This window comes from Enterobacter sp. R-25 (genome assembly GCF_049913205.1).
GTDB classification, from domain to species: Bacteria; Pseudomonadota; Gammaproteobacteria; order Enterobacterales; family Enterobacteriaceae; genus Enterobacter; species Enterobacter ludwigii.
Genome location: NZ_CP183982.1, coordinates 974637 through 993743 on the forward strand (window position 1 = coordinate 974637; position 19107 = coordinate 993743).

Below are 19107 nucleotides of genomic sequence, written 5' to 3' on the forward strand. Positions count from 1 at the left end.
CGGGGTTCTCCCGCCCATTAATGACCAGGAAACTATTATGGCGCACACATCGCATGTCACGCTGGTGATCACCCACACCTTGCTGCCGGGTCAGGCTGAGCGATACGAACAGTGGCTGGGTAAGATCATGCCCATCGCGGCGGAATTTCCGGGGCATCTTGGCGCGAACGTCATCCGCCCGACCGACGGACAACATCTGTGGACGGTGATAATCCGTTTCGACACCCTCGAACACCTCTCTGCGTGGACCCAGTCCGATACCCGTAATGCGCTGGTAAAAGAGATTGAACCGCTGCTGGCGGAAGGCGATAAAACCGAAGTGCGTACCGAGGCGGCGTTCTGGTTTACCCCACCGGAGCCTCATGTGCGTAAGCCTAAACAGTGGAAACAGTTTCTCATTACCCTGCTGGTTATCTTCCCCAGTACCAACCTTGTGCCGCTGGTCACCGGTGCGTTGCTTCCTGGCCTGAAAGGTACGTTGTTGCTGCATCTGATTAACGATGCCTGTGTGGTCGCGCTGGTGGTCTGGCTGTGGATGCCCATCGTGACCCGTCTGTTTGCCGGATGGCTCAAAAAAGCCTGATTCGGCTGAAAGGAGTACGTTATGTCTCAAACTGCCACACTGATCTTAACCAAAGGTAAGATCCATACTCTCGATCGCGAAAACCCGCTCACGGAAGCGGTGGCTATTGCTAACGGCAAGATTCTGGCGACGGGCAACCACGATCGCATTATGAGCTATGCGACGCAGGGAACGCAGATTGTCGATCTGAAGGGAAGTACGGTGATCCCCGGGCTTAACGATTCGCACCTGCACCTGATCCGCGGCGGGCTGAACTACAACCTCGAGCTGCGCTGGGAAGGCGTACCGTCGCTGGCGGATGCGCTAAGGATGTTGAAAGATCAGGCCGATCGTACACCTTCACCTCAGTGGGTTCGGGTGGTGGGCGGCTGGAGTGAGTTTCAGTTCGCCGAACGCCGGATGCCGACCATCGAAGAGCTTAACGAGGCGGCACCGGATACGCCGGTGTTTGTCCTGCACCTTTACGATCGCGCCCTGCTTAACCGCGCCGCATTGAAAGCTGTCGGCTACACCAAAGAGACGCCAAACCCGCCGGGCGGGGAGATTGTGCGAGATAACCACGGCAACCCGACCGGGCTGCTGATCGCTAAACCTAACGCGATGATCCTCTACGCCACGCTGGCAAAAGGACCGAAACTCCCCATTGAGCAGCAGGTTAACTCCACGCGCCAGTTTATGCGCGAGCTTAACCGTCTGGGGCTGACCAGCGCCATTGATGCCGGCGGCGGCTTCCAGAACTACCCGGAAGATTACGAGGTGATTGCCGAACTGCACGCCAAAGAGCAGATGACGGTGCGTATTGCCTACAACCTCTTCACTCAGCGCCCTAAACAGGAGCTGGAGGATTTTGAGCGCTGGACCGATATGCTCAAACCGGGGCAGGGCACAGACTTTTATCGTGCGAACGGGGCAGGAGAGATGCTGGTCTTCTCGGCGGCGGATTTTGAAGATTTCCTCCAGCCGCGCCCGGATCTGCCGCAAGGGATGGAAGACGAGCTGGAACGCGTGGTGCGCCACCTGGTGGAAAACCGCTGGCCGTTCCGACTGCATGCCACCTATGACGAATCCATCAGCCGGATGCTGGATGTCTTTGAGAAGGTGAACCGTGAGATTCCGTTTAACGGGCTGCACTGGTTCTTTGACCATGCGGAGACCATTACCGAGCGTAATATCGAGCGCGTCAAAGCGTTGGGGGGCGGTATTGCGGTGCAGCACCGTATGGCGTTCCAGGGCGAATATTTCGTCGACCGCTACGGCAAAGAGGCGGTGAAACACACGCCACCGGTGGCGAAAATGCTGGAACTTGACGTGCCGGTTGGGTTAGGTACTGACGCGACCCGTGTGGCGAGCTATAACCCATGGACGGCGCTCTACTGGCTGGTCTCCGGGCGAACCGTCGGCGGCCTGGCGATGTATGACGACAATAACCGCCTGCCGCGTGAGGTAGCGCTGGAGCTGTGGACCGCAGGCAGCGCGTGGTTTTCCAGCGAGCAGGGTAAAAAAGGCCGTCTGGTTGAAGGGCAGCTTGCGGACCTGGTGGTGCTGTCGAAAGATTACTTCAGCGTGACGGAAGAGGAGATCAAGGGCATTGAATCGGTGCTGACCGTTGTGGATGGCAAGGTCGTGTATGCCGCCGGTCATTTCAGTCCGCTGTCACCGCCGCCGATCCCGGTTGTGCCGTCGTGGTCACCGGTCGTGAAAGTCCCGGGGCATTACCGCTCTGCGCCGCCTGCAGCCAGCAAAGTGGGGGCGGTGGTACAGATGCACCAGTGCATTGGTAGCTGCGGAGTGCATGGCCATGCGCACGGTATTGCGCGGCAATCGGATATCCCGGTATCTGATGACCAGGCATTCTGGGGCGTTCTGGGGTGTTCGTGCTTCGCGTTTTAACGTGTGAATAGCGAGATCGTACAAAACAAAAAGGCCCGCAGATGCGGGCCTTTTCCGTAAACCGTGCCGATTACAGGCTGGATACGTTCTCAGACAGGTATTTAGCAACGCCGTCCGGAGACGCGTTCATACCTTCTTTACCTTTTTCCCACTGAGCCGGGCACACTTCACCGTGCTCTTCGTGGAACTGCAGCGCGTCAACCATGCGCAGCATTTCGTCGATGTTACGACCCAGTGGCAGATCGTTAACAACCTGGTGACGAACGATGCCGTTTGCGTCGATCAGGAAAGAACCGCGCAGTGCAACACCAGCGTCCGGATGTTCGATACCGTAAGCCTGCTGGATTTCGCGTTTGATGTCCGCAACCATTGCGTATTTCACCGCACCGATGCCGCCTTTGTCGACAGGGGTGTTACGCCATGCGTTGTGTACAAATTCAGAGTCGAAGGAGACGCCTACAACTTCTACGCCACGCTTCTGGAATTCTTCGTAACGTTTGTCGAATGCGATCAGCTCAGACGGGCAAACGAAAGTGAAGTCCATTGGCCAGAAGAACAGAACGGTCGCTTTACCGTTGGTGTGCTGTTTGAAGTTGAAGTTTTCAACGATTTCACCGTTGCCCAGAACTGCTGCAGCTGTAAAATCCGGAGCCGGACGAGTTACCAGAACCATGTGATTCTCCTGTAGATACTAAGGTTATTTGGAACGCAACGCCGCCCAGTATAGAGAGTGTTCATTGATAAGACAAAGAGGCGCTAACAATCGTTCAGCAAGCTTTCACCTATCAATGGCATTTCTGTTATAGCTGTTTGTTTTTCGCCTGGGTCATCATACGCGGATAGAACTGCCAGAACCGCGTCTCCAGCGCCTCGTAGTGGGCGTCCAGGTCATGCCAGGAGTCGCGCAGCGCGTCGAGTCGCGGTCGGCGACTCGCCATCCCGTTTAACACATTCTGTATAAAGTCCATCTCGCGATAGCGCTCAAGCCAGCGTTCTGACCAGAGATAGTTATTCAGATTCACAAAGCGCGGCGGCGAATCCGGCAAAATAATGGACACCTGTTGGTGGGCATAGCGCACGAACGCGTTTAGGGGCATCTCAGGAGAGAGTGTTTCCCAGTGCCGCGAGAGGAAATGGTCCCACATTACATCGAGCGTGATCGGTGCGACGCGCCGCGTTTCAGGGCGGAACCACGCTTTGGCTTCCTGGACTTCCGGCAGGTTATCGGTCAGTACGTCGATACGGCGATGCATAAAAATCCCGTCGACAACCTCTGCGGAGTACGCGTCGGCGGGATTACCGCGCACGAAATCGGCCAGCAGATTGCCGGAAAGAGAGCTGTCAGCGAGATGAGCAAGATGCAGGTGAGCGAGAAAATTCATGCGTTTTATTTGTCCAGGGGCGGCTAGTTGTTGCAGCAAAAGGGTGTGAGCACTAGACTATGCCGCCTGTTTTTAAGTCACGAGTATACGTCATGCGCGTCGCCGATTTCTCCTTTGAACTACCTGAATCCCTGATTGCTCACTACCCAATGCCTGAGCGCAGTAGCTGTCGTTTGCTGTCACTGGATGGGCCGACGGGCGAGCTGACGCACGGTACTTTCACCGATTTGCTCGACAAGCTCAACCCTGGCGATCTGCTGGTCTTTAACAATACCCGCGTGATCCCGGCGCGTCTGTTTGGCCGTAAAGCCAGCGGCGGCAAGATTGAAGTGCTGGTCGAACGTATGCTTGATGATAAACGTATTCTGGCACATATTCGCGCCTCTAAAGCGCCGAAGCCGGGTGCAGAGCTGCTGCTTGGCGATGATGAGAGCATCCGTGCAACCATGACCGCGCGTCACGATGCGCTGTTTGAGGTGGCGTTCAATGACGAGCGCACGGTGCTCGACATTCTGAATGCGATCGGCCATATGCCGCTGCCCCCTTACATCGAGCGCCCGGACGAAGAGGCTGACCGCGAGCTGTACCAGACCGTCTATAGCCAGAAGCCTGGCGCGGTCGCCGCGCCGACGGCGGGCCTGCATTTTGATGAACCGCTGCTGGAAAAATTGCGCGCGAAAGGCATCGAGATGGCCTTCGTGACCCTGCATGTCGGTGCGGGTACGTTCCAGCCGGTGCGCGTGGACAGCATCGAAGACCACATCATGCACTCCGAATATGCCGAAGTGCCGCAAGAGGTGGTAGATGCTGTTCTGGCCGCCAAAGCACGCGGTAACCGCGTTGTGGCAGTGGGCACCACGTCGGTACGCTCCCTTGAGAGCGCCGCGCAGGCCGCCAAAAATGACCTGATTGAGCCTTTCTTTGGCGATACGCAGATCTTTATCTACCCGGGCTATCAGTACAACGTGATTGATGCCCTGGTAACCAACTTCCATCTGCCTGAATCAACGCTGATTATGCTGGTGTCCGCTTTTGCGGGTTATCAGCACACCATGGCGGCGTACAAGTCTGCGGTAGAACAAAAATATCGCTTTTTTAGCTACGGGGACGCGATGTTTATCACGTACAATCCGCAGGCTTTGAATGAGCGTGTCGGGGAATAAGTCCGCGGCACCGTTTTACAACGTTGGACTGTTTTTCTGACGTCGGAGAAAAAATGAAATTTGAACTCGATACCACCGATGGTCGCGCACGTCGCGGCCGCCTGGTGTTTGATCGCGGCGTGGTGGAAACCCCCGCGTTTATGCCTGTGGGCACCTACGGCACCGTAAAAGGGATGACGCCGGAAGAAGTGGAAGCCACTGGCGCACAGATTATCCTCGGCAATACCTTCCACCTGTGGCTGCGTCCTGGCCAGGAGATCATGAAGCTGCACGGCGATTTGCATGACTTCATGCAGTGGAAAGGCCCGATCCTGACCGACTCCGGTGGTTTCCAGGTCTTCAGCCTGGGCGACATCCGTAAGATCACCGAGCAGGGCGTACACTTCCGTAACCCGATCAACGGCGATCCGATTTTCCTCGATCCTGAAAAGTCTATGGAGATTCAGTACGATCTCGGCTCTGATATCGTGATGATCTTCGACGAATGTACGCCATACCCGGCCGACTGGGATTACGCGAAACGCTCCATGGAGATGTCGTTGCGCTGGGCGAAGCGTAGCCGTGACCGCTTTGACTCCCTGCAGAACAAAAATGCGCTGTTCGGTATTATCCAGGGCAGCGTTTACGAAGATTTACGCGATATCTCTGTTAAAGGTCTGGTAGAGATAGGTTTTGATGGCTACGCTGTCGGCGGTTTGGCTGTGGGTGAACCGAAGGAAGACATGCATCGCATTCTGGAGCATGTCTGCCCGCAAATCCCGGCAGATAAACCCCGTTACCTGATGGGTGTGGGTAAACCTGAGGACCTGGTTGAAGGTGTGCGCCGCGGCATTGATATGTTCGACTGCGTTATGCCAACCCGCAACGCGCGTAACGGTCATCTGTTTGTGACCGATGGCGTGGTGAAAATCCGTAACGCGAAGCATAAGAGTGACACCAGCCCGCTCGATTCCGAGTGCGATTGCTACACCTGTCGCAATTATTCTCGCGCGTACCTGCATCATCTTGATCGTTGCAATGAGATTTTGGGCGCGCGTCTCAATACCATTCATAATCTTCGTTATTATCAGCGCTTAATGGCTGGTTTACGCAAGGCTATTGAAGAGGGTAAATTAGAGAGCTTCGTGACCGATTTTTACCAACGTCAGGGTCGAACCGTTCCACCTTTGAACGTTGATTAATTTTAATAATGAGGGAATTTGAATGAGCTTTTTTATTTCTGATGCGGTAGCGGCAACAGGTGCTCCGGCGCAGGGCAGCCCGATGTCTCTGATTCTGATGCTGGTTGTGTTCGGTCTGATCTTCTACTTCATGATCCTGCGCCCACAGCAGAAGCGTACCAAAGAGCACAAAAAGCTGATGGACTCCATTGCCAAAGGTGATGAAGTGCTGACCAACGGTGGTCTGGTCGGTCGCGTAACCAAAGTGGCTGAAAGTGGCTACATTGCTATTGCCCTGAACGACACCACTGAAGTGGTTATCAAACGTGACTTCGTAGCTGCCGTTCTGCCGAAAGGCACCATGAAGGCGCTGTAATCCCAACTTTTCCCAAAGGGAACTGCCGTGTTAAACCGTTATCCTTTGTGGAAGTACATCATGCTGGTCGCCGTGATTCTCGTCGGCCTGCTGTACGCGCTTCCCAACCTGTATGGTGAGGATCCGGCTGTTCAAATCACTGGCGCGCGCGGTGTCGCCGCCAGTGAGCAAACGCTGATCCAGGTCCAGAAATCGTTACAAGAAGAAAAAATTACCGCTAAGTCTGTGGCTCTGGAAGAGGGCGCAATTCTTGCTCGCTTCGACACCACCGACACGCAGCTCCGCGCTCGCGAAGTGCTGATGGGCGTGCTGGGTGATAAATACGTCGTGGCGCTTAACCTTGCTCCTGCAACCCCGCGTTGGCTGGCTGCGTTGAATGCAGAGCCAATGAAACTCGGTCTTGACCTGCGTGGCGGTGTTCACTTCCTGATGGAAGTGGATATGGATACCGCGCTCGGCAAACTGCAGGAACAAAACATCGACAGCCTGCGCAGCGATCTGCGCGAAAAAGGCATTGCTTACACTACCGTTCGTAAAGAAGATAACTACGGTATGAGCATCACGTTCCGCGACAGCGCGGCGCGCGATCAGGCTGTAGATTACCTGACTCAACGTCACCGTGACCTCGTGATCACCTCTCAGGGCAGCAACCAGCTGCGCGCGGTGATGACCGATGCTCGCCTGAAAGAAGCCCGTGAATACGCCGTTCAGCAGAACATCAATATTCTGCGTAACCGTGTAAACCAGCTGGGGGTTGCTGAGCCACTGGTACAGCGTCAGGGTGCTGACCGTATCGTGGTGGAACTCCCGGGTATTCAGGACACGGCACGTGCGAAAGAGATTCTGGGGGCAACTGCTACGCTGGAATTCCGTCTGGTTAACTCCAACGTCGATCAGTCCGCTGCCGCCGCTGGCCGTATTCCGGGCGATTCGGAAGTGAAACAGACCCGCGAAGGTCAGCCAGTTGTGCTGTACAAACGCGTGATCCTGACCGGTGACCACATCACCGACTCCACATCCAGCCAGGACGAATACAACCAGCCGCAGGTTAACATCTCGCTGGATAGCGCGGGTGGTAACATCATGTCTAACTTCACCAAGGACAACATCGGTAAACCGATGGCGACCCTGTTCGTGGAGTACAAAGACAGCGGTAAGAAAGATGCAAACGGCCGCGCGGTGCTGGTGAAAGAGGAAGAGGTGATTAACATCGCCAACATCCAGTCTCGTCTGGGTAACAGCTTCCGCATCACCGGTATCAACAACCCGAACGAAGCGCGTCAGCTTTCACTGCTGCTGCGTGCCGGTGCGCTGATTGCACCGATTCAGATTGTTGAAGAACGTACCATTGGTCCAACGCTGGGGATGCAAAACATCAAGCAGGGTCTGGAAGCGTGTCTGGCCGGTCTGGTGGTCTCCATCCTCTTCATGATCTTCTTCTATAAGAAGTTTGGTCTGATTGCGACAAGCGCACTGGTTGCGAACCTGGTGCTGATTATCGGCATCATGTCTCTGCTGCCGGGGGCGACGCTGACCATGCCGGGGATTGCCGGTATCGTCTTAACCCTTGCGGTGGCGGTCGACGCCAACGTACTGATAAACGAACGTATCAAAGAAGAGTTAAGCAACGGTCGCTCTGTTCAGCAGGCGATTGACGAAGGCTACAAAGGGGCATTCAGCTCCATCTTCGATGCGAACGTAACAACACTGATTAAGGTTCTTATCCTGTATGCAGTGGGGACTGGCGCTATCAAAGGCTTTGCGATCACCACCGGTATCGGTGTTGCAACGTCAATGTTTACCGCTATTGTCGGCACCCGTGCCATCGTGAACCTGCTGTATGGCGGCAAGCGCGTCAAAAAGCTGTCTATCTGAGGAGTGCGTTGTGGCACAGGAATATACTGTTGAACAATTGAACCACGGCCGTAAAGTCTGGGACTTTATGCGCTGGGACTACTGGGCTTTCGGCATTTCAGGTTTACTGCTGATCCTCTCCCTTATCGTGATGGGCGTGAAAGGCTTTAACTGGGGTCTTGATTTCACCGGTGGTACGGTAATTGAGATCTCCCTGGAAAAACCGGTCGATATGGACCAGATGCGCCAGTCTCTGCAGAAAGCGGGCTTTGAAGAGCCGTTGCTACAGAACTTCGGCAGCAGCCGTGACATCATGGTGCGTATGCCGCCGGTGCACGATGCGAACGGCAGCCAGGAGCTGGGCAGCAAGGTTGTTAACGTGGTTAACGAAACAACCAACCAGCATGCGACGGTTAAGCGTATCGAGTTCGTCGGGCCAAGCGTAGGTGCTGACCTGGCGCAAACTGGTGCGATGGCGCTGCTGGTGGCTTTGATCTCCATTCTGGTGTACGTCGGTTTCCGCTTTGAGTGGCGACTGGCGGCGGGTGTGGTTATCGCCCTGGCGCACGACGTGGTGATCACCATGGGCATACTGTCTCTGTTCCACATTGAGATTGACCTGACAATCGTGGCATCCCTGATGTCCGTTATCGGTTACTCACTGAACGACAGTATCGTGGTATCTGACCGTATTCGTGAAAACTTCCGTAAGATCCGTCGCGGTACGCCGTACGAAATCTTTAACGTGTCGTTGACCCAGACGCTGCACCGTACGTTGATCACATCCGGAACCACCTTGATGGTGATCCTGATGCTGTTCCTCTTCGGTGGCCCGGTACTGGAAGGCTTCTCGCTGACCATGCTGATCGGTGTCTCTATCGGTACGGCTTCGTCTATCTACGTCGCCTCCGCACTGGCACTGAAACTTGGCATGAAGCGCGAGCACCTGCTCCAGCAGAAAGTCGAGAAAGAAGGGGCGGATCAGCCGTCTATTCTGCCGTAAGACGACGTGTCGTTCGTTCCTGAAATCCCGGTCTGTTGACCGGGATTTTTTTTATCTGCTCCTGCCAAACACTCCTGACAGTATGCTGTCAGGAGCCCTGTCGTAGACTCTTTTCGAACCCAAACAACAGGCAGGAGGATGTATGAAGAGTGTAATTAACTGGTTTGAAATTCCGGTCGCCGATATGGATCGCGCTATCAAATTTTATGAGCCCGTGATGCAGGTACAGCTGAGACGAGAGAAGATGGATGTGGCTGAGTTAGCCGTTTTCCCGCATGACGATCCGGCCACCGGCGGCGCGCTGGCAAAATTTGAGGGCATTACACCGTCCGTACAGGGCGCTATTATTTACCTGCATACTGACAACCTGGCGGCAACGCTCGATCGCGTCGCGTCTGCGGGTGGCGAGTGCGTGTTTGGCCCGCTGGAATTGCCGCGTGGCATTGGCACCATAGCCTTGTTTACCGACAGCGAAGGTAATCGCGTCGGCCTCCATCAACCTGCCTGAGAGCTGAATACGATATGACCCGACGCGCTGACCGTTTGTTTCAGATTGTGCAGATCCTGAGAGGCAGGCGTCTGACAACGGCAGCGCATCTGGCGGACAGGTTGAGCGTATCGGAACGGACCGTATACCGTGATATCCGCGACCTGTCGCTTTCCGGCGTGCCGGTGGAAGGGGAGGCGGGAAGCGGCTATCGGCTGATGTCGGGTTTTGACTTACCTCCACTGATGCTGACGAACAAAGAATCTGAAGCGCTGATGGTCGCCATCCGTCTGCTGAAAACCTGGGGAGGCGACTCGCTCTCGCGTGAGCTTGAGTCGGCGCAGGAGAAGGTACTGGCGATCCTGCCCGAGGAGAGCCGACGTAAGGCGGAGCAGACGCGAATATATGCGCCGGATATTGCGCTTCAGCCGCATTCGCGCAGCGACTTTGATGTTATTCATCAGGCTATTTCTGCCCAGTGCGTACTGGCGCTGCATTATCGTGATGAAGCCGGGCATCTGACATGGCGCGACATTCAGCCGCTGGGGCTGTTCTTCTGGGGAGAGCATTGGCTGCTGGCCGCGTGGTGTGAACGGCGTGATGACTACCGCTGCTTCCGGCTCGACAGGTGTCTGAATATTACGCTCACGCAGAGGCGTTTTAGCGAAAGCGCGGAGCGATCGCTGGCGGATTTTCTGCGTAAGGTGAAGCAATAAAAAAGCCAGCATATCAGCTGGCTTTGTCCGTTTTTGCCTTCTTTCACATCAGAAGTTGTAACCGACAACCAGGTAACCACCCCAACCGGTAGAACGTACGCTGAAGTCGCCATTGCCGAAGTTCAGGCTTGCGTCATCGTTCCACTGACCGCCGTTGTGCCAGTAACGCGCAACAACGGAGTAGTGCCAGTGATCGTAGTTCAGCGCCAGGATGTGGCTGGAGGCGATGGAGTCGTTGGTTCGCGCTTTCTTACCGTTCAGATCACGGAAGTCGTTGTCGCCCAGGTCTGAACCCCAGTCAAAGTTGGTGAAACCGATATAGCTCAGGTTACCGCCCCACAGCTGGGTAATTGGCACAAAGTATTTCACTTTGAAACGGTAGCCATCCCACTCGTTTTCGTTCGCGGCACCGTAGTTCTGCCACTGGTATTTCGCATAGACGTTCAGGGACAGGCTCATTGGCAGACCGGTATCGATGTCGGTACCCAGACCCATATACCAGGTGCTCTGACGACCGGACGCGTTACGGCCCATGTCGTAGATGTAGTTGTTCGCGAAGTACCACTCTTTGAATGGACCAAACGCCAGGCTGGTGCCCGTCAGCTTATCAATGGAGAAGCGGGGTTCGATCTCCATGAACAGGGGTGAACCGTGGTTCCAGATACCTTTCGCATCGGTGTTACCGCCGAAGAAGACCGGTGCATCCATATAGCCGTAGAAATCGAACCAGTCTTTCTTGGCGAAGGCTTCGTACTCCAGGTAGGTATCGTTGCGGATCTGTGGTCCGAAACGGGTGTGATAGCTGCCGACCACGTTAACGCTCTGGTGCCACCAGTCGGAGAGGTATTGTGGTTTATCGTTTTCCGCTGCGTTAACAGTGAAAGTGGAGGAGAGTGCCAGCACGGCGCCAGCCGCGAGTAATGTTTTTTTCATAATCATGCCACTGATTGAAATTCCCTTCCGGGAGTGAAAAATGCGCGAATTGCGTTTCTAAATATTTCGTGTTTCTGCGGAGCCTATTATAGGAATCCTTGCTCACAAAAATATGTGTTGTTTCACATATCTCTCACACGCGTAATCGATTGCGTTCACGTTTGCGTACTTTAAACGGCGGGGATTGTAGCGGCAATGATTTCTGTTGCCAATCTTTGCGGATTGTAAATGTTAGCGGAGTGACATTGCACTCCGCTGAAAGGGGATTACTGCGCGGCGGGCTGGATATCGTGAATGCGGATGAAACCTAACTGATCCGGCGTAAGTCCGTTCAGCTGGATCGGAATGTCAACATCGCTCGGGGCCAGCACGCTGGCGGGTGCGGTGAACAGCTGGCTCTTCACGTTCACTTCCTGATAGTTCTCGGTGGTGCCCTGAATCTGCCCCCACTCGACGGTGCCGCTAAAGGCTGGCAGAGGATCGTTGGATTCCCCCTGAATGCGTAATGTTGCGCGAGTACCATCCGCATTGGCCGCCACGTTAACCAGCGACATTTTCAGCGTGCCAATCTGGCTGTTAAGGCGCGCCGGGGTGTTAGACCCGGGCAGCAGATAAACCCCGCTGCTGGATTTGGCATTCAGCGCGTTTTGCTGGGTGATCTTCACGGTTTCTTTGTTCAGTTTGTCCATCGCGGTATTGAGCGTATTCACGCTTTGTTTCATTTGACGGACTTCGGTTTGCTGTGCACAGGCGCTAAGGGTAAACAGACTCCCCACCAGCAATATTTTCAGGTAACGTCTTGTCATTGCGTTTATTTCCTTGAAATAACGGATCTCCGTAATGGTAGCCAGCATCGCATCAACAGGCATAGATCCTTTGTCTCAAAAAGCTCTTCCTTTGTTGTCAGGCCAGATCAGGGTAAAATGAAAATCAGTTAACCACATAACAGGGATACCGTATGCATTGCCCATTCTGCTCCGCTGTGGATACCAAAGTTATCGACTCTCGCCTTGTGGGCGAAGGGTCTTCCGTACGCCGCCGCCGGCAATGTCTGGTGTGCAACGAGCGTTTCACGACCTTTGAGGTTGCAGAGCTGGTAATGCCGCGCGTGGTAAAAAGTAACGACGTGCGTGAGCCGTTTAACGAAGAGAAACTGCGCAGCGGGATGCTCAAGGCGCTGGAAAAACGCCCTGTCGGTGCAGATGACGTCGAAATGGCGTTAAACCACATAAAATCTTACCTTCGTGGTTTGGGTGAGCGCGAGGTGCCAAGCAAGATGATTGGCAACCTGGTGATGGAGCAACTGAAAAAGCTCGATAAGGTCGCCTATATCCGCTTCGCCTCTGTGTACCGCAGTTTCGAAGATATCAAAGAGTTTGGCGAAGAGATCGCCCGCTTACAGGATTAAGCTCATGCAGGATGAGATTTACATGGCGCGAGCCATGAAGCTGGCGCAGCGCGGTCGTTTTACCACCCATCCCAACCCTAACGTCGGGTGCGTCATTGTCAACGATGGCGAGATCGTGGGCGAAGGGTTTCACTACCGTGCCGGTGAGCCCCATGCCGAAGTTCATGCCCTGCGCATGGCCGGCGAAAAGGCGCGCGGTGCAACGGCCTACGTGACGCTGGAACCCTGCAGCCACCACGGCCGTACCCCGCCGTGCTGCGAAGCACTGATTGCAGCGGGTGTCGCGCGCGTTGTCGCGGCGATGCAGGATCCCAATCCGCAGGTTGCCGGACGCGGCCTGTATCGACTGCAGCAGGAAGGGATTGACGTCAGTCACGGTCTGATGATGCAGGATGCAGAAGCGATCAACAAAGGCTTCCTGAAGCGCATGCGCACCGGGTTCCCGTACATTCAGCTTAAGCTTGGGGCCTCACTGGATGGTCGCACGGCGATGGCGAACGGCGAGAGCCAGTGGATCACCTCTGCGCAGGCAAGGCGCGATGTGCAACGTCTGCGCGCGCAAAGCCATGCTATCCTCACCAGCAGTGAAACGGTTCTGGCTGATAATCCTGCCATGACCGTGCGCTGGGATGAACTGAATGCCGATACCCAGGCGTGCTACCCGCAGGAAAACCTGCGTCAGCCGCTGCGTATTGTCATCGATAGCCAGAATCGCATCACGCCTGCGCACCGCATCGTGCAACAGCCGGGCGAAACCTGGATTGCACGCACGCAGGACGATGCGCGTGAATGGCCGCAAGGCGTACGCAGCATCATGGTGCCAGAGCATAACGGGCACCTCGACTTAGTGGTGCTGATGATGCTGCTTGGTAAGCAACAGGTGAACAGTATCTGGGTAGAAGCGGGGCCGACGCTGGCCGGCGCGCTGCTGCAGGCCGGGCTGGTGGATGAGCTGATTGTCTACGTAGCACCTAAACTGTTGGGTAACGATGCGCGTGGTCTGTTTGTGCTGCCGGGTCTTGAAAAACTTGGTGATGCACCGCAACTCAAATTTAGCGAGATTCGTCCGGTGGGTCCGGATGTCTGTCTCCATTTAACGCCAGCGTAATTGCTCCTGAAATAGGGAAGCAGTGCGCAAAGTATTATGATAAAATCCGCCCCCCTGCGGGGCCAAATGAACCCGTAAAGGAAGAGTATGAACATTATTGAAGCTGCTGTAGCTACCCCGGACGCTCGCGTCGCCATCACCATTGCGCGTTTCAACAACTTCATCAACGACAGCCTGCTGGAAGGTGCCATTGACGCCCTGAAACGTATCGGCCAGGTTAAAGATGACAACATTACCGTTGTTTGGGTTCCAGGTGCTTATGAACTGCCACTGGCAGCGGGCGCGCTGGCGAAAACCGGTAAATACGACGCGGTGATTGCGCTGGGTACCGTTATTCGTGGCGGCACTGCACACTTCGAATACGTTGCAGGCGGTGCAAGCAATGGTCTGGCACACGTTGCGCAGGATGCAGAAATTCCTGTCGCGTTTGGCGTGCTGACTACCGAAAGTATTGAACAAGCCATTGAGCGCGCTGGTACCAAAGCCGGTAACAAAGGTGCAGAAGCTGCACTGACCGCGCTTGAAATGATCAATGTGTTGAAAGCCATTAAGGCCTGATTTTTTTGTAAGGGGAATTCCGTGAAACCTGCTGCTCGTCGCCGCGCCCGTGAATGTGCCGTCCAGGCACTTTACTCCTGGCAGTTGTCCCAGAACGACATCGCTGATGTTGAATACCAGTTCCTGTCAGAACAGGACGTGAAAGACGTTGACGTTCTGTACTTCCGTGAACTGCTGTCGGGAGTGGCGACTAATAGCGCGTATCTCGATGGTCTGATGAAGCCATACCTGTCCCGTCTGCTCGAAGAGCTGGGTCAGGTTGAGAAAGCAGTGTTGCGTATCGCGCTGTTTGAGTTGTCTAAACGTGATGATGTGCCGTACAAAGTGGCCATCAACGAAGCGATCGAACTGGCGAAAACCTTCGGTGCTGAAGACAGCCATAAATTTGTAAACGGCGTGCTGGATAAAGCCGCACCTGCGATCCGTCCCCACAAAAAGTGATTCGCAAACCGGAGTTTTGCATTGCCTGCCGGGCAGTGCGGCTCCGGTTTTTTTATTTAATTTGCTGAGGCATAACGTATGGCATGCGGCGAATTCTCCCTGATTGCCCGTTATTTCGACCGTGTCAGAACCTCTCGTCTTGATGTTGAAACCGGCATTGGCGATGACTGTGCACTTCTCAATATTCCCGAAAAACAGACGCTGGCAATCAGCACCGACACCTTAGTGTGCGGACGTCATTTTTTACCTGATATTGATCCCGCCGATCTGGCGTATAAAGCGCTGGCGGTCAACGTAAGCGATTTAGCGGCCATGGGCGCCGATCCCGCGTGGCTGACGCTGGCGTTGACGCTGCCCGAGGTGGACGAAGACTGGCTTGAAGCCTTTAGCGATGCGCTGTTTGATCAGCTCAACTACTACGATATGCAGCTGATTGGCGGTGACACCACTGCCGGGCCGCTGTCGATGACGCTTGCGATCCACGGCTATGTCCCGCTGGGCCGGGCGCTGAAACGCTCGGGCGCAAAGCCGGGTGACTGGATCTACGTGACCGGCACGCCGGGCGACAGCGCCGCAGGGCTGGCGATCCTCCAGGACCGCTTACGCGTCAAGGATGCCGACGATGCGGCATATCTGGTGAAACGCCATCTGCGCCCAACGCCGCGTATTTTGCACGGCCAGGCGTTGCGCGAGCGGGCAAGCTCGGCTATCGACCTCTCTGACGGGCTTATCTCCGATCTCGGCCATATTCTGAAAGCCAGCGGTGTGGGCGCGCGCGTAGATCTGGATCTGTTCCCGCTGTCAGAGCCATTGCTTCGCCATGTGGAACCCGAGCAGGCTCTGCGCTGGGCGCTCTCCGGCGGCGAAGATTATGAGCTGTGCTTTACCGTACCGGAGCTGAACCGGGGAACGCTGGACGTGGCGCTAGCTCACCTTGGGGCGAAGTTTACCTGTATCGGACAGATTATGCCGGAAAGCGAAGGGCTGAAATTTGTGCGTGATGGCGCGCCGGTTACGCTTGACTGGAAGGGTTACGACCACTTTGCGTGATTCGTCTGCCGGGTAGCGCTGCGCTTACCCGGCCGAGGGGTTTTGTTCCCTCTCCTTTTGGGAGACGGGCAGGGCGAGGGCTTACTTAAACCCTACCACCGGATGCTGCTGGTACGGCGTTTCCAGCTCGGCGACTTGCTCAGGCGTCAGCGTTAAATCAACGGCACTCAACAACTCATCCAGCTGTTCTTCCCGCGATGTACCGATAATCGGTGCCGCGACTCCGCGTTTGCTCAGCAACCACGCCAGCGCTACCTGCGCACGCGTGGCACCGGTATCATCGGCAATCCCCGCTAAACGCTCGGCGATCAACGCATCGCTGGCTTCTGTACCTTCGTATAAGGTTTTACCGAACGCATCCGACACCGAGCGGGCAGTGGTCTCTCCCCATGGTCGGGTGAGGCGTCCGCGCGCCAGGGGACTCCATGGGATCACCGCTACACCTTCCTGATAGCAGAGCGGCAGCATCTCGCGCTCTTCTTCACGATAGATAAGGTTGTAGTGATCCTGCATGGTGACAAACCGTGCCCAGCCGTGCTGCGCCTGAAGATCAAGCGCTGAGGCAAACTGCGAAGCGTGCATAGACGATGCGCCGATGTAACGCGCCTTCCCGGCCTTAACCACATCGTTAAGGGCTTCCAGCGTCTCTTCAATCGGCGTGTTGTAATCCCAGCGGTGGATTTGTAGCAGGTCGACATAATCCATATTCAGACGCCGGAGGCTGTCATCAATGGATCGCAGGATTTGCGCACGGGAAAGGCCTTCAGGCAAATCACCCACCTGGTGATATACCTTGGTGGCGACGACCACATCGTCACGGCGGGCAAAATCGCGCAGGGCGCGGCCGACAATTTCTTCGCTGCTGCCGTCGGAGTAACTGTTGGCAGTATCAAAAAAGTTAATCCCGCCGTCGAGTGCGCGTTTGATGATAAGGCGGCTGCTCTCTTCCGGCAGCGTCCAGGCGTGATTTCCCCGGTCTGGCTCGCCAAAGGTCATGCATCCCAGGCAAAGTCGGGAAACCTGAAGGTCTGTTTTTCCTAATGTCGTGTATTGCATGGTTCCGCTCCTGCTTTTTTAAACAATACGTTTAAGCATAGCAGGAGCGGAAAAGGGGAGGGATCAGGCAAGCCAGGAACGGATTTTCGACTCAATGCCGGACGCATCCAGGCCAATCGCCGCACGGGCTTCGTCCTGCGTACCTTGCGGAATGAAATGATCCGGCAGACCAAGGTTCAGTACCGGCACGGCTTTACGGTTAGCCATCAGCACTTCGTTTACGCCGCTGCCCGCACCGCCCATGATGGCGTTTTCTTCCAGCGTGACCAGCACGTCATGAGATTCCGCCATGCTCAGGATCAGGGCCTCGTCGAGCGGCTTCACAAAGCGCATATCCACGAGGGTCGCATTCAGCGTTTCAGCCACTTTCGCGGCCTCCGGCATCAGCGTACCAAAGTTCAGGATCGCCACTTTCTCACCGCGACGCTTCACCAGACCTTTACCTATCGGCAGTTTTTCCAGCGGCTGCAGTTCAACGCCGACGGCATTGCCGCGCGGGTAGCGCACCGCACTAGGGCCATCCTGATAGTGGTAGCCGGTAAACAGCATCTGACGACATTCGTTCTCATCGCTTGGCGTCATGATGACCATATCCGGGACGCAGCGCAGGAACGACAGGTCAAATGCCCCCTGGTGCGTCTGGCCGTCAGCACCCACAATGCCTGCGCGGTCAATAGCAAACAGGACCGGCAGCTTCTGGATGGCAACGTCATGGATCACCTGGTCGTAGGCGCGTTGCAGGAAGGTGGAATAAATGGCGACAACCGGGTTATAACCGCCAATCGCCAGGCCTGCCGCGAAGGTCACCGCGTGCTGCTCGGCAATGGCAACGTCAAAATACTGGTCCGGGTATTTTTTGGAGAACTCCACCATGCCAGAACCTTCACGCATGGCCGGGGTGATCGCCATGAGCTTATTGTCTTTAGCGGCGGTTTCACACAGCCAGTCGCCAAAGATTTTTGAATAGCTCGGCATGCCGCCGCTGCTTTTGGGCAGGCAACCGCTGCTCGGGTCGAATTTCGGTACCGCGTGGAAGGTGATGGGATCTTTTTCCGCCGGTTCGTATCCACGGCCTTTTTTGGTCATGATATGCAGGAACTGCGGGCCTTTCAGGTCACGCATGTTTTTCAGCGTGGTGACAAGCCCCAGAACGTCATGCCCGTCCACCGGACCAATATAATTAAAGCCCAGCTCTTCAAACAGCGTACCCGGCACGACCATGCCTTTGATGTGTTCTTCGGTGCGTTTAAGCAGTTCTTTGATTGGCGGTACGCCGGAGAAGACTTTTTTGCCGCCTTCGCGCAGCGAGGAGTAAAGCTTGCCGGAGAGCAGCTGCGCCAGATGGTTGTTCAGCGCGCCCACGTTTTCGGAAATCGACATTTCGTTATCATTAAGGATAACCAGCATGTCTGGCTTGATATCGCCCGCGTGGTTCATGGCCTCAAAGGCCATTCCGGCAGTGATCGCCCCGTCGCCAATGACGCAGACGGTACGACGCTGTTTATTCTCTTTTTCGGCTGCCACCGCAATACCGATACCCGCAGAGATTGAGGTGGAGGAGTGCCCAACGCTTAATACGTCGTACTCGCTCTCGCCACGCCATGGGAACGGATGCAGGCCGCCTTTCTGACGAATGGTGCCAATTTTATCGCGACGTCCGGTCAGAATTTTATGCGGATAGGCCTGGTGGCCGACATCCCAGATGAGCTGATCGAACGGCGTGTTATAGACATAGTGTAGCGCCACGGTCAGCTCTACCGTGCCAAGCCCGGAGGCGAAATGGCCGCTGGAGCGGCTTACGCTGTCGAGCAGGTAGCGACGCAGCTCATCGCACAGCTTCGGCAGGCTCTCTTTCGGCAACAGGCGTAACTCCTGGGTGGAGTCAACTAACGCCAGTGTCGGGTATTTGGCAATATCAAAACTCATCAAAGGCTCATCG

Annotated in this window: 20 protein-coding genes; 14 read left to right on the forward strand and 6 right to left on the reverse strand. The window is 55.5% G+C overall.

The features are described 5' to 3' along the window. The first annotated feature begins 37 nt into the window (after window positions 1–37). Both ACN9MQ_RS04600 and ACN9MQ_RS04605 read left to right on the forward strand, forming a co-directional pair. Window positions 38–583, forward strand: a complete 546-nt coding sequence (locus ACN9MQ_RS04600) for an antibiotic biosynthesis monooxygenase (RefSeq protein ID WP_014168838.1) — start codon at window positions 38–40, stop codon at window positions 581–583. Between the two features lie 21 nt (window positions 584–604). After that, the gene (locus tag ACN9MQ_RS04605; RefSeq protein WP_014168839.1) at window positions 605–2473 is read left to right on the forward strand and encodes an amidohydrolase; all 1869 of its coding nucleotides are present in this window, start codon (window positions 605–607) and stop codon (window positions 2471–2473) included. A 70-nt stretch (window positions 2474–2543) separates the two neighbouring features. On the opposite strand, the gene ACN9MQ_RS04610 is transcribed toward ACN9MQ_RS04605, so the two are convergent. Further along, a complete protein-coding gene (locus tag ACN9MQ_RS04610; protein WP_014168840.1) occupies window positions 2544–3146 on the reverse strand; it encodes a peroxiredoxin in 603 nt (200 codons plus the stop codon). A 127-nt stretch (window positions 3147–3273) separates the two neighbouring features. Further along, entirely contained in the window at window positions 3274–3855 is a 582-nt protein-coding gene (gene acpH, locus ACN9MQ_RS04615; protein WP_025204983.1) for an ACP phosphodiesterase, read from the reverse strand. Between the two features lie 92 nt (window positions 3856–3947). Here acpH and queA point away from each other — a divergent pair, with 92 nt between their 5' ends. The 7 genes from queA (at window position 3948) to ACN9MQ_RS04650 (ending at window position 10614) form a co-directional block, all read left to right on the forward strand. Next, entirely contained in the window at window positions 3948–5018 is a 1071-nt protein-coding gene (gene queA / locus ACN9MQ_RS04620) for a tRNA preQ1(34) S-adenosylmethionine ribosyltransferase-isomerase QueA (protein ID WP_032677507.1), read from the forward strand. A gap of 53 nt (window positions 5019–5071) precedes the next feature. Next, window positions 5072–6199, forward strand: coding sequence for a tRNA guanosine(34) transglycosylase Tgt (gene tgt / locus ACN9MQ_RS04625; RefSeq protein ID WP_020885227.1), 1128 nt, complete (start codon window positions 5072–5074; stop codon window positions 6197–6199). A 22-nt stretch (window positions 6200–6221) separates the two neighbouring features. Further along, entirely contained in the window at window positions 6222–6554 is a 333-nt protein-coding gene (gene yajC / locus ACN9MQ_RS04630; RefSeq protein WP_000007630.1) for a preprotein translocase subunit YajC, read from the forward strand. A 27-nt stretch (window positions 6555–6581) separates the two neighbouring features. Further along, window positions 6582–8429 (forward strand): protein translocase subunit SecD, encoded by a 1848-nt coding sequence (gene secD, locus ACN9MQ_RS04635; RefSeq protein ID WP_014168844.1) that lies wholly within the window; start codon window positions 6582–6584, stop codon window positions 8427–8429. Window positions 8430–8439: 10 nt separating this feature from the next. After that, complete coding sequence (gene secF / locus ACN9MQ_RS04640) at window positions 8440–9411, forward strand: protein translocase subunit SecF (RefSeq protein ID WP_020885225.1); 972 nt, start codon at window positions 8440–8442, stop codon at window positions 9409–9411. A 142-nt stretch (window positions 9412–9553) separates the two neighbouring features. Next, a complete protein-coding gene (locus ACN9MQ_RS04645) occupies window positions 9554–9919 on the forward strand; it encodes a VOC family protein (RefSeq protein WP_426021418.1) in 366 nt (121 codons plus the stop codon). Between the two features lie 14 nt (window positions 9920–9933). Further along, window positions 9934–10614, forward strand: a complete 681-nt coding sequence (locus tag ACN9MQ_RS04650) for a helix-turn-helix transcriptional regulator (protein ID WP_014168847.1) — start codon at window positions 9934–9936, stop codon at window positions 10612–10614. A 48-nt stretch (window positions 10615–10662) separates the two neighbouring features. Here the strand turns inward: ACN9MQ_RS04650 and ACN9MQ_RS04655 are convergent, their stop codons facing one another. Both ACN9MQ_RS04655 and ACN9MQ_RS04660 read right to left on the reverse strand, forming a co-directional pair. After that, window positions 10663–11547, reverse strand: coding sequence for a nucleoside-specific channel-forming protein Tsx (locus ACN9MQ_RS04655; RefSeq protein ID WP_025204975.1), 885 nt, complete (start codon window positions 11545–11547; stop codon window positions 10663–10665). Window positions 11548–11813: 266 nt separating this feature from the next. Then, the gene (locus ACN9MQ_RS04660; protein ID WP_025204974.1) at window positions 11814–12353 is read right to left on the reverse strand and encodes a DUF3251 domain-containing protein; all 540 of its coding nucleotides are present in this window, start codon (window positions 12351–12353) and stop codon (window positions 11814–11816) included. A gap of 152 nt (window positions 12354–12505) precedes the next feature. Between ACN9MQ_RS04660 and nrdR the strand changes: the two genes are divergently transcribed. The 5 genes from nrdR to thiL all read left to right on the forward strand — a co-directional run bounded on the left by nrdR (window position 12506) and on the right by thiL (window position 16112). Further along, the gene (nrdR, locus tag ACN9MQ_RS04665) at window positions 12506–12955 is read left to right on the forward strand and encodes a transcriptional regulator NrdR (RefSeq protein WP_426262677.1); all 450 of its coding nucleotides are present in this window, start codon (window positions 12506–12508) and stop codon (window positions 12953–12955) included. A gap of 4 nt (window positions 12956–12959) precedes the next feature. Further along, window positions 12960–14063 (forward strand): bifunctional diaminohydroxyphosphoribosylaminopyrimidine deaminase/5-amino-6-(5-phosphoribosylamino)uracil reductase RibD, encoded by a 1104-nt coding sequence (ribD, locus tag ACN9MQ_RS04670; RefSeq protein WP_063925420.1) that lies wholly within the window; start codon window positions 12960–12962, stop codon window positions 14061–14063. An 87-nt stretch (window positions 14064–14150) separates the two neighbouring features. After that, entirely contained in the window at window positions 14151–14621 is a 471-nt protein-coding gene (gene ribH, locus ACN9MQ_RS04675; protein WP_006176874.1) for a 6,7-dimethyl-8-ribityllumazine synthase, read from the forward strand. A 21-nt stretch (window positions 14622–14642) separates the two neighbouring features. Then, on the forward strand, window positions 14643–15062 hold the full coding sequence (gene nusB, locus ACN9MQ_RS04680) for a transcription antitermination factor NusB (protein WP_006809908.1): 420 nt from the start codon (window positions 14643–14645) through the stop codon (window positions 15060–15062). Between the two features lie 78 nt (window positions 15063–15140). Next, window positions 15141–16112 (forward strand): thiamine-phosphate kinase, encoded by a 972-nt coding sequence (thiL, locus tag ACN9MQ_RS04685; protein WP_020885221.1) that lies wholly within the window; start codon window positions 15141–15143, stop codon window positions 16110–16112. An 81-nt stretch (window positions 16113–16193) separates the two neighbouring features. Here thiL and ACN9MQ_RS04690 read toward each other — a convergent pair whose 3' ends face one another. Together ACN9MQ_RS04690 and dxs are read right to left on the reverse strand one after the other, a co-directional pair. Then, window positions 16194–17168 (reverse strand): aldo/keto reductase, encoded by a 975-nt coding sequence (locus tag ACN9MQ_RS04690; protein WP_014168853.1) that lies wholly within the window; start codon window positions 17166–17168, stop codon window positions 16194–16196. A 63-nt stretch (window positions 17169–17231) separates the two neighbouring features. Then, window positions 17232–19094, reverse strand: coding sequence for a 1-deoxy-D-xylulose-5-phosphate synthase (gene dxs, locus ACN9MQ_RS04695; RefSeq protein ID WP_025204969.1), 1863 nt, complete (start codon window positions 19092–19094; stop codon window positions 17232–17234). Window positions 19095–19107: the final 13 nt, after the last annotated feature.